This window comes from Xenorhabdus griffiniae, assembly GCF_001028135.1.
Taxonomy (GTDB): domain Bacteria; phylum Pseudomonadota; class Gammaproteobacteria; order Enterobacterales; family Enterobacteriaceae; genus Xenorhabdus; species Xenorhabdus bakwenae.
In genome coordinates, this window is record NZ_LDNM01000005.1 from 1 (window position 1) to 11576 (window position 11576).

An 11576-nucleotide genomic window follows, 5' to 3' on the forward strand; every position below is an offset into this window, starting at 1 on the left:
GAAGCTGCCTGGGATTTAGCCGCCCCGATAAAAGGGTATCTACTCGGTGATAAAGGCTATTTAGGTATTGAATTTAAACAGGAAATGAAGAAGCAGGGCATTGAGATGATTACGCCGATGCGTGCCAATATGGATGATCCTCTTCCCAAGGAAACGAGAAGCATGATCAATGCCAAACGCCGTTTAATTGAAACCGTGATTGGTCAACTTGCCGGACAATTTGCTATCGAGAAATGCTGGGCACGGGATTTGTGGCATTTGAGTAATCGAATTGCCAGAAAACTGCTTTCTCACACGTTGGGTATTTTTGCCAATTTTAAACAAGGTAAAAGTCAGCGCGACTGGCTTCAACAAGCCAACGTTATAGGATGTTAAAGTCGAGCATCGCGTATTATTACTATCGATAGCGGTCATGTCACATGCTATAAAGGTTTATTTACTCTTTATAGTAGTCATAGCACTCGCTATAGTGGTCATATGATAGCATTTACCGAAGTGCGTTTTATGGCGAGTAAGATTGTGAAACGCTACTTAGCTGGGAAGATCATCATTAGGAGTGGGACTATAGCCTGCCCCACTAGATTCGATAAGTGATTTGTTATTCTTCTAAACTATCTTTTACCTTAGAAACCCATTTGTTCTTTTCTTCTTTAGAGCAACCATCTAAAAAGCGCATTTTTCTCAAATAACCGTTTTCGTCGTCGTTCGCGTAAGAAAACATAAAGCACTCACGTTCGACTACATCTTCTGCCCTGTTTTTCCATTTAACGTTAACCTCATAAATATTAAATGGAAGTTTTCTATCATGAAAATAGTATTTACCACCCCATACGTGGTCTACGTCAATATCAGTTAACTCAAATCCTGTAGCTTTTCTTGCAGCCCTCATAGCTGATAAGAAAATCGGGTTATCGTCATGCCCAGTCAATTCATCTTCAAGGTAGCTTTTAGTTTCACTTACGTAATTATTACCAAATACCAACCATTTAAAAGTAGTAAAGGCTAAAAACCCTGATAAAACAATAGCTATGGAATATAAAATAACTTTTAGGGGTTTTTCTTCCAGTGGGGGAGCTGAACGATAAGCACGAAGAGATATAAAAAAAATATACCCAGACAGAATACATGTAGACAAGTTTAAAAAAAAGTGAAGCACTTTAATGCACCAAATAAAATGATTAATAATCAATCTGTTGATAGGTTATATCAGTGTACCACAACAAAAATTATTAATATAATGACCATATTTCTATATTCTACCGAGTCTTCCCATTCAACAACTGCGTTGAATAAATCGTAATTGCTCTGTGGATAGAATTTTTCCCTACTCACTATAGTGGTCGTAATTACTATCTACAGCGGGCAATTATCTCTCTATAGTAGTCATAAGTACTGCCAACAGTGGTTGAATTACTCTTTATAGTGGTCACAGATCCATTCTAAAGCCTTACATGGCGCTGGATTCCAGCTACGGGGATCTCTTATGATCTTAAATGGATCTCTCAGGGTCTTATTATTGGAACTATCCTGTGGAAAATATGAATAACTTACTTTTTGATTCCAAAATTAAAATTAACTATTTGTTCTATAATGGAATTATAAGATTTATACTAATAGATTATCTATGAATAACATTTACTAAAAAACCAATGTTGACCACCTATTACCCAATTTACTCAGAATATAAGGCACTGTTTGGTACAACCTTATTTTTTTCAGATACGATTATAGCGCTTAAACAGAAAGAAAAATAAGGCAAATCAATGATCGATCTTAAACAGAAACAAAAAAGAATCAGACGCTTAGAAACAGGTGTCTATACTATTGAACCTGAGTCTCTGCGATCTAGAAATGATCATCTTTGTCGGATTTGCTCAATCATATCTAACTGCCCTCTCCAACGCTCGCTAAAACTCACTCAGAGCTATGCAGAGGCTACCATACGTACTTGTGCTAGATTTGTACCCTCTATCTCATTTAATGCGCCCTACACTGGCTTAGAACACCCTATGTTTAATACGCTAAGGGCAGGTACTACATGGCAAGAACGATTAGTAAAAGGAAAAGTTATTGCGCTGACTGACTCTAAAACAGGTGAAATCCTCCGGTTTGGAATGGTACGTAGCGTTGTTTCAGGTTCTATCGATAAAATGCTTGAGATACACGCTCAATTCAACCATCTTGCTATGGGAGGCAAATCTATCGATGAAGTGAAAACTGTTATTCAAAAGTCCTACGGCCACTTTTTAAAACCTGATTCCAAATTAACCGCTATCTATATTGAAAAAATTAGTCATTCACTTATCGATGAGATAGATAGGAAACTCGGTGATCCACCTGAAACCATACAATCGAACGTGATTAATCTATCACGGCATCGCAACCAGTAATTCTCTCTAAAGGCGCGTAACACCTATAGCAACTTATTTTCTTTCTTCTTTGCCTTTTCTATTCTGTTATTATCCTAATTTCAATATGTATATGAATACTTACATAAAGGTAAAGCTAAATGAAAAAAGCGCTATACGGATTAATATCTGACACGCATTACCATGTTTGGGATGCCTTTGCGACCACTTCGCACAATGGAATGAACTCTCGCCTAAAAATTCAATTGGATGCTACTTGGGAAGCAGCTGTCGCAGCAAAAGAGGCCGATGCAAAAGCGTTATTTCATGCAGGTGATGTTTTTCACGTTCGTGGCTCCATTGCGCCTACAGTTCTTCATTTCACATCAGAGCTGTATAACAAAATCATCAATACACTCGGTTTGCCGGTATATATCCTTGCTGGTAACCACGATCTAGAAACTAACGACTCTGTATTCTCAGCAAATGCTTCAGCTTCATTTTCAAAAATAGGCGCTAATATTGTCTGTTCTAAGGCACCACAATCATTTGATATTGATGGTGTAAAGGTTCACATGATTAGCTGGTATAGCGACCATAAATCGCTACTGAACACAGTCAAAGAACTGGCGAAAACCATCAATATATCAGTACCAAATGATCTGATTATTCATACTTCAATTAATAAAGCGATCCCCGGTATGCCAGATGTAGGTATGGAGGCAGAAGAGTTTAACGGTTTGGGTTTTCGCTATGTTCTTTCTGGTCATTATCACAACCACAAAGAAGTTATTCCCGGTGTTATTTCGGTTGGGGCACTGACCCATCAAAACTGGGGAGATATCGGCACTACCGCTGGCTATATGCTGATTAATCAAGATGGAACATATAGCCAACATGCAACTAAAGCCCCTATTTTCCTTGAATTAGATAACGAACTTACTCCTGAAATGGTGAAAGGCAATTACGTCCGAATTCGCGCTGTCATCAAAGATGATGAACACGGCAAGAAGTTAGAAGAAATGGCAAAGCTGCTAGGAGCAAGTGGTATTACTCGTAATTTTACGAAAGAGGCCTCTCTGGTAAGTGTTGGTTCTGCTACGGCGGGAACAACCAAGATCGACAGCCTTAAAGAATCTGTCGGTAATTATTGTGCGCTTATAGGGAAATCAGATACCTCTATTGATGTGGCAAAACTGACAGCGGTATGTGAGGACGTGTTATCCCAAGCAGAGGGAAAAGCATAATGAAATTCATCAAAATGACTGTTGAAAACTTCATGCGTATTGCAGAAGCAGAAGTTGAATTGAATGACCGTGGCTTGGTCTTGATTCAAGGTAAAAATACAGACGATACATCAGCCAACAGTAACGGCTCAGGCAAATCCACTTTGATGAATGCCTTATGTTGGGGGCTTTACGGTGAAACAGCTAATGGTCTGAAAGCTGATGATGTGTTAAGCACAGGGTTTGAAAAGAATTGCCGAGTTTCTATCGTAATTGAAAATGAAGACAGCAAACGTTATTCCATAATGCACCACCGTGCTCATACTACCAATAAGAACCGCTTGATAGTGTCTTGTGAAGATGGTGATCTGACAAAAGGTACTGACAAGCTCACTCAGGAGTTTATCGAAAAACTGATAGGCGCTTCCAAAGAGGTATTTCTGGCTTCAATCTATGCCAGTCAGGAAAACATGCCTGATTTACCGGGCATGACCGACAAGAATTTGAAAGCTATTGTTGAAGAAGCTGCTGGGGTTGATCGTCTTACCTACTCGTATGAAATAGCTCGTGATCGGCATAACGCAAAACTTGCTGAACGTGACGGTGTTGATGGGAAAATTACTGTTGCCGGCCGTGCATTTATCAGTGCCCTGGAAACTTCCGAGGAAACTGAACACTCTGCTGCCAAATGGGAATCGCAACGTAAGGTACGTATTGCAGAGGTAAAAAAATCCATTGAATTGGCTGAAATTAATCTGGTCGAATTACAGTTGTCCAATAGAGATAACCCATCACTCGAATCAATCGATGAAAAAATTACCGCCATCCATACTGAAATTTCTGGCGTAACAGAACATGATCGCAAGGTCAGTGAACTTGAGTCTGCCATTGCTAAAACTCGTTCAATGCAGACGATTAAACAGAGTGAAATAGATCGTCTAAAAGCACAGGCTAAACGTGCTATGACCAATGCCACGGAAGTTGTGGCTCAAGTCGGTGTGCCATGTTCTGAATGTGGTAAACCTTACTGTGAAAGCGATTTGGCGACTGTCAAAAAAGGTCATGTTGATAAGGCTAGAACAGATATGGCTACCATTACTGCTGAGCTTATACCGGTGATTAACATAATCACCGACCAGCTCACAAAAGCAGAGGAAAAGCTGGAAATCTTAAAAACCTCCCGCCCGAACATTGATGTTCAAATGGAAAACATTGCTCATCTTCAAAAGCAACGAACCTATATTGAAAAATCAGCTTCCAATGAGAAAGCCGCCGAAGTTTATTACAAGGCAGAAACTGAGAAATTAAAAGAGATTGAAGCTGAAACTAACCCATTCACCGTACTCATTGAAAAAACCAAAAGAGAAGCCTTGCTCCTAAAAGATAATTTAAAGAATTTAAAAGAGAACAAGGTAATTTTAGATGGAGAATGTTTCTTGTTAGAACACGCGAGGAAAGTCTTTTCTCCTTCCGGTGTCAGAAGCCATATTTTATCTAATGTTACACCTTTCTTAAATTCCCGCACTGCGGAATATCTTAATACGCTGTCTGACGGTTCTATCGAAGCAATCTGGTCTACGATGGAAACTACCAAAAAAGGCGAAATTAAAGATAAATTTAATATTGCAGTTTCCAAAGAGGGGGCGTCTAAGTCTTTTGCCGGTTTATCTGGTGGTGAAAAGCGTAAAGTCCGTATTGCTACCGCACTGGCATTACAAGATCTCGTTGCTAACCGCGCAACTAAGAACATCCAATTATTCATCGGTGATGAAATTGATGATGCATTAGATGTAGCAGGTTTGGAACGTCTAATGGCAATTCTTGAAGTTAAGGCTCGTGAGCGTGGCACAGTGATGATTATTTCCCACAAGGAAATGAAGTCATGGTTCAGGGAAACAATCACTGTTGAATCAAAAGGTGGTCGTTCTTATGTCAACTAAGTTACCTATCGAATCTGCCATTGCTTCGGCGGTAGCTGTTGCTGATGCAATCAATCTAAGCCGAGTCTACAACTTAATGAACGTGAAAGAGATTCCGGTTTTCGCTTACTCCCATTCAATTGATGAAAATTTATGTGTAGCAGAGGCTGGAATGGAGTTTGAAAAATCAGACGCCACTGGCAGTTTTGCTATTACTCCTGACAAATGGCGTATATCCAAGCTGTTATTGCAAAAAGTTATGTCATCCGCAGCTATTGAAAAAGTTGATAGTTGGTTATCGATGAAAATGTTAGAGGGGAAAGAGCTTCTAATGCTTCATTTCCACCGTGTGCATACGGTACTTGATGGAAAAAGCGAATATATCATCATGCCGATCCTGACTGACAGAGACGGAAAAGATATTCAAGAAAACCGACGTGTTCTGATTGAGGAAATCAATCACCTTGATTTAAACGCAACACTACAAATGGAAACTCATTATCATGCTGCAATTGAAAAGCTCACAGAAACACTTAAAAGAAACTTTTTTGAGTCCAGTTATACCAGTGGGCTATCGGTTTCCAAAAAACGCTGTACAAACCATACAGACAATATTTACGGGGTAACGTGTGGTGACTTCATCTTTAAAGTAGAGGTAAAGCATGATTGTTCTGAACTCACTCAGGATTTAAACGCAATTGCTACTTTGTCACGAAACTACTCCTTGTCAGAACAACTTAACTCCGAAAAATTTAATTCAGTCACAAAAGCACCTGAAACTACAAAAATTGAAATAGCTAAGGTATCGGAAAGAAGCATTATTGATGACGCCATTGTGAGTATTGCTGTTAACGGCAGAGCGTTTGAGTTTGGCTCTTTTTAGTTAAAAAACACAGGTAACACAGTGAATAAAATTATCAAAGTAGTCGGTATCGACCCTTCTCTATCCAATTTTGGTATTGTTTTTGGAGAGCTGGATATCGGAAATAACACGGTTGTGAAAATTGAACGCATGGAGCTGACGCAAACAGAATCAGGCGATACCAAAAAGTCTGTTCGGGTGAACAGTGACGATCTCCGTCGTGCATCGGAGATTTGGAAAAAGGCAAAACCCATTATAGATCAGGCTCAATTAATATTCTGCGAGTTACCTGTTGGCAGCCAGTCAAGTCGGGCACAAACATCATACGGTATTTGTATTGGCGTTCTGGCTTGTATTGATAAGCCACTAATTCAGGTTACACCTATTGAAATCAAAAAGTTTGTTGCCGATAAAAAGACCACGACTAAAGAAGAAATAATTGCATGGGCTACCCAAAAACACCCAGAAGCCCCGTGGTTAACTCGTAAAGAAAAAGGCAAAGTTAAGTTGGTTAATAAAAATGAGCACTTAGCCGATGCCATTGCTGCAATTCATACCGGTATACAAACCGATCAGTATCGCCAAGTAGCCTCCGTTCTATCCTCTCTTATCTAGCTAGCCCAATATATTGGTTACTTAAAAATCAACCACACAATATATAGTTTTTGTGTGGTTGATAATAGGTAAATACTTACCTATTATCTTTAAAATTTATCAAATTAATGGAAATATGTATGACCTTAGTAGTTACTAAACGTGACGGATCGCAAGTACCGTTCGATACTGAAAAATTCAATCGTGTTGCTATGTATGGTACACAAGGTATTGATGGTGTAAGTGCATCTGCTATTGCTATGAAAGTGCATATAGGCGCACAGAATGGAGTTAAAACTACTGATATTCATTCCCTTATGGTAAAAGCTGCTGCTGACTTAATATCAGTTGATTCCCCTAATTACAGCAAAGTAGCTGCTCGCCTTAACATTGGCCTAATTCGCAAGGAAGCTTTTGGTGGCTATGAATATCCTGACCTGTTTGAACACATTCAGCGAATCGTTGCCATTAATAAATACGATAAAGATTTACTGACAAAATACACTGAAAAAGAAATTACAGAACTTGGTGAATACCTTGAGCCTGATCGTGATGAGTTGTTTGGTTATGCCGCAACTGTTCAGCTACGGGGAAAATATTTAGTTCAGAATCGCGTTACTGGTCAGCTTTATGAAGCTCCGCAGCATGTCTACATGTTATCGGCTATGTGTTTTTTTCAAAACTGGAAGAAAGATACCCGTCTGCAAATGGTAAAAGACTTCTATGATGCTACTTCAACTTTCAAACTGTCTTTACCTACTCCGATCATGGCAGGTTTGCGTACTCCAACCCGTCAATTCAGTTCTTGCGTGGTTATGGAGACTGGTGATTCCCTGCCGTCAATTAACGCAACCGCAGCCGCTATCGTTAGTTACATCTCTCAACGTGCCGGTATCGGTCTTGGTTTCGGCGCTATTCGTGCTCTTGGTAGCGAAATTCGTGGTGGTGAAGCGAACCACACGGGGGTAATTCCGTTTCTTAAATATTTCCAAGCTGCGGTGAAATCCTGTTCTCAGGGGGGCGTTCGAGGTGGAGCAGCAACGGCATTTTATCCACTGTGGCATAAAGAATCCCAAAGCTTGTTAGTGTTAAAGAACAACAGAGGCGTTGAAGAAAACCGTGTTCGTCACATGGATTATGGCGTAATGATCAACGGTTATATGTACAAGCGCCTGATTGACGGTAAAAACATTTCACTGATTAGCCCGAATGTTGTGCCCGGTCTTTATGAAGCATTTTTTGCTGATCAAACTGAATTTGCCCGTTTGTATGAAGCGGCAGAATCAGATGAAAATATTCAGAAGATTTCTGTTCCAGCTGTTGAGCTTTTCTCATCCTTGATGCAAGAACGTGCCTCTACTGGTCGTGTGTACATTGCTAACGTAGATCACATGAACACGCATGGTGCATTTAATCCTGCCTTTGCGCCGATTCACCAATCCAATCTCTGTATGGAAATAGCATTACCTACAAAACCATTGGAATATGCGGACGATCCTAACGGAGAAATCTCTCTATGTACTCTGTCTGCATTTAATTTAGGTGGAATCGATAACCTCAGTGAACTTGAACATCTTTCCTATCTATTGGTCGCGGCTCTTGATGTGTTACTGGATTATCAAAACTATCCATTGAAAGCGGCAGAATGTTCTACAAAAGGTCGCCGTAGCTTAGGTGTGGGGGTGACCAATTTTGCTTATTACTTGGCGAAGAATGGATTTAAGTATTCTGATTCTGCGGGGGATCAGTTTGTTCATGACACTTTTGAGGTTTTCCAGTATTACTTGTTAAAAGCATCTAACCGTCTGGCGAAAGAGTTCGGTGCATGCTCTATGTTTGGTGATACTCGCTATGCGAACGGCGAGCTTCCTATCGACCACTATCGTAAGCAATTAGACAAGATAACAGGTGGCGTTACTGAACCTCTGAAAATGGATTGGGAAGCGTTACGCGAGGATATCAAAACCTATGGCCTGCGTAACTCAACTGTATCTGCTTTGATGCCATGTGAAACTTCTAGCCAAATTACAAACAGCACTAACGGTATTGAACCGCCTCGTGGCCCTGTCTCTGTGAAGATGAGCAAAGAAGGAGCAGTGAAAATGGTCGTGCCGGGATATGAACTGCTAAAAGATCAGTATGAATACCTGTGGCAGATGGGCGGAAACAAAGGTTATCTGACCAAAGTTGCGATCATGCAGAAGTTTGTTGACCAGTCTATCTCTGCTAACACCAATTATGACCCTGAAATTTATCCTAACGGACGTGTGCCGATGGAGGAGTTATTACGTGATCTGCTGATGGCTTATTCAATGGGAGTGAAAACACTGTATTACCACAACACCCGTGACCGTTCTGGCGAAGAAGATGAGCGCGAAACCCCAGTTGCTCCAGCCGGTGACGATTGTGGCGACTCTTGCAAAATCTAACCGATTCTAATTGCTACTTTAAGGTGGGTGAAAACCCGCCTTTTTATTCGTCTTGAACACCTAATTGATTGATTAAGAATATAAGAACACCAAATTTAAAGGAAAAAGTATGTCAGGTTATTCCGTATTCCGACAAAAGAAGAATGATGCTACTAAAGAGCCAATGTTTTTCGGATTAAGCGTAAACGTTGCTCGCTACGATCAACAAAAGCATCGCTTGTTTGAAAAAGCAATTGAGCGTCAATTAAGTCTATTCTGGCGACCAGAAGAAGTGGACGTAAGTAAGGATCGTATTGACTACCAAGCTATGTCGGAACATGAACGCCATATTTTTATCTCTAACCTAAAATATCAAACTCTGTTGGATTCAGTGCAGGGTCGTGCGCCAAACATTGCTTTCCTGCCAATTTGTTCATTGCCGGAGCTGGAAACATGGATAGAAACATGGTCATTCTCTGAAACCATTCATAGCCGTAGTTATACTCACATCATTCGTAATCTGGTTAATGATCCCGACACTATCTTTGATGGCATTGTTGAAGACGAAATGATTCTGACTCGTGCCGCATCTGTTTCAGAGGAATACGACAAACTTATTAAGCTCTTTGTTGCTCGTGAATATCTCGGTATTGAGGAATTTGAACGCAAATACGGCGTTGAGACAATTCATGAACAAGTGTTTAAAACATTGGTAGCTGTAAATACCCTTGAGGCTATCCGCTTTTATGTGAGCTTCGCTTGTACGTTTGCATTTGGCGAACGCGGTGTGATGGAAGCTAATGCCAAAATTATGAAGTTTATTGCCCGTGACGAAGCTCTTCACTGTCACGTCACTCAGGAAATGATCAAACTGATGTATTCCGGTCGTGAGGGCGATATGTGGAAGCGTATAGCCGAACGTAATCGCCAGTTTGTTATTAATACAATGAAGTCTGTTGCCGAGCAGGAAATGGCTTGGGCTGAATATCTGTTTAAAGACGGATCAATGATTGGTCTGAACGCTGATATGTTGAAGAAATACGTAAAGCACCGCTCAAATGTAGCTATGAAACGTATTCACTTTACCCCTATCTTTGATGATGTGAAAAGCGATCCGCTACCGTGGATGGATAGCTGGCTGTTATCTGACAATGTACAAGTTGCCCCTCAAGAGGCTGAAAAGGCCGACTATTTAACAGGTCAGATTGACTCTCAAGTAAGTACTGGTGCTTTAGCTGGCTTTGAAATCTAACCCAACTACCGCTCATAAAAGAGTGACTGCCTCTGTCACTCTTTATTGTTATTAACAATATCTAATTAACAAAAATATCTTATATTTGAAAATAACTTAATGAAGATCAATAACCCGACACTTAGCCTAAAACCCACTGATAAAACTGCAATTGCTATTAACAACCACATTAAACCACTCTATGAGTTGGTGAAGGAGTTTCATCAGGTTTTTGGTCACCCGATAGACGAAACAGAAATAACATCTGAAATGCTGTACTTACGTGCCAATTTGATTCGTGAAGAAGCCGAAGAAGGCTTAACTGCGCTTGATGAAGGTAATGCTAAGGAAATTCTTGATGCTGTAGGTGACACTGTTTATGTGCTGGTTGGTACTCTTGTTGTTATAAAAAATTCAATGAGCCATGCCTTATCACTCGACCATTCCCAATTAGGTGCAAAAACCGTTTTCAACATAATGGCAACTGAAACCGGATCGTGCTTTGTGAGAGATTTAGAGACAGGCTTTAATTTAGCTATTACTACGGCTGGTTTGCTTGTTGATATCGCTGATTATTTAGACGCTGGTGAGGGAGTTTCCGCATGTGAGGGAATTTCTTGTTTGCCAGATTACATTTCAGATTGTCTGGTTGTATTCCGGCACGTATTGCATTTAAGTGGTGTACCTCTGTATGGGCTGACTCAGGCTATTCATGAATCTAACATGTCTAAGTTGTGGTCTGCTGACACAGAAACTCGCAAAAGTCAGGTTGCTAACTGTAAATACAATCCGGCAGATTTAGCATTCCGCACCTGTCTCTCTCGTGATGGGGTGATCGGTTATCGTATTTCAGACGGTAAGATATTGAAGTCACCGAGTTATACACCAGTTGATTTGATGCCTTTTATCGAGCAATGCAATTCTCTATAAAATAATCATTGATAAGTAAATAGATACCTATTAATATTTGTTATGCCTTATTTACTGT

Annotated in this window: 9 protein-coding genes and 2 pseudogenes; 10 read left to right on the forward strand and 1 reads right to left on the reverse strand. The window is 40.2% G+C overall.

The features are described from left to right. Positions 1 to 375: transposase (locus tag AAY47_RS01350; RefSeq protein ID WP_047766456.1), on the forward strand; the 375-nt coding region annotated here is incomplete at its 5' end. 223 nt (positions 376 to 598) lie between these two features. Here the strand turns inward: AAY47_RS01350 and AAY47_RS01355 are convergent. Further along, positions 599 to 1156 (reverse strand): hypothetical protein, encoded by a 558-nt coding sequence (locus tag AAY47_RS01355; protein WP_047766457.1) that lies wholly within the window; start codon positions 1154 to 1156, stop codon positions 599 to 601. A gap of 607 nt (positions 1157 to 1763) precedes the next feature. On the opposite strand from AAY47_RS01355, the gene AAY47_RS01360 reads away from it, so the two are divergent. From AAY47_RS01360 to AAY47_RS01395, 9 genes and pseudogenes are all read left to right on the forward strand, one after another. After that, on the forward strand, positions 1764 to 2390 hold the full coding sequence (locus AAY47_RS01360; protein ID WP_053014181.1) for a hypothetical protein: 627 nt from the start codon (positions 1764 to 1766) through the stop codon (positions 2388 to 2390). Positions 2391 to 2509: 119 nt separating this feature from the next. Continuing rightward, on the forward strand, positions 2510 to 3595 hold the full coding sequence (locus AAY47_RS01365) for a metallophosphoesterase family protein (RefSeq protein ID WP_047766458.1): 1086 nt from the start codon (positions 2510 to 2512) through the stop codon (positions 3593 to 3595). Further along, positions 3595 to 4353, forward strand: a pseudogene (locus tag AAY47_RS23235) (AAA family ATPase); the annotation flags it as partial. The gene AAY47_RS01365 and the pseudogene AAY47_RS23235, both read left to right, overlap by 1 nt. Before the next feature lie 654 nt (positions 4354 to 5007). Continuing rightward, positions 5008 to 5514, forward strand: a pseudogene (locus AAY47_RS23240) (exonuclease); the annotation flags it as partial. Further along, the gene (locus AAY47_RS01375; protein WP_047766460.1) at positions 5504 to 6376 is read left to right on the forward strand and encodes a hypothetical protein; all 873 of its coding nucleotides are present in this window, start codon (positions 5504 to 5506) and stop codon (positions 6374 to 6376) included. The pseudogene AAY47_RS23240 and the gene AAY47_RS01375, both read left to right, overlap by 11 nt. Positions 6377 to 6397: 21 nt before the next feature. Continuing rightward, entirely contained in the window at positions 6398 to 6970 is a 573-nt protein-coding gene (locus AAY47_RS01380) for a hypothetical protein (protein WP_047766461.1), read from the forward strand. A gap of 119 nt (positions 6971 to 7089) precedes the next feature. Then, positions 7090 to 9378, forward strand: coding sequence for a class 1a ribonucleoside-diphosphate reductase subunit alpha (gene nrdA / locus AAY47_RS01385; protein WP_047766462.1), 2289 nt, complete (start codon positions 7090 to 7092; stop codon positions 9376 to 9378). Positions 9379 to 9487: 109 nt separating this feature from the next. Beyond that, entirely contained in the window at positions 9488 to 10609 is a 1122-nt protein-coding gene (nrdB, locus tag AAY47_RS01390; RefSeq protein ID WP_047766463.1) for a class Ia ribonucleoside-diphosphate reductase subunit beta, read from the forward strand. 99 nt (positions 10610 to 10708) lie between these two features. After that, positions 10709 to 11518, forward strand: coding sequence for a nucleoside triphosphate pyrophosphohydrolase family protein (locus AAY47_RS01395; RefSeq protein WP_053014182.1), 810 nt, complete (start codon positions 10709 to 10711; stop codon positions 11516 to 11518). Positions 11519 to 11576: the final 58 nt, after the last annotated feature.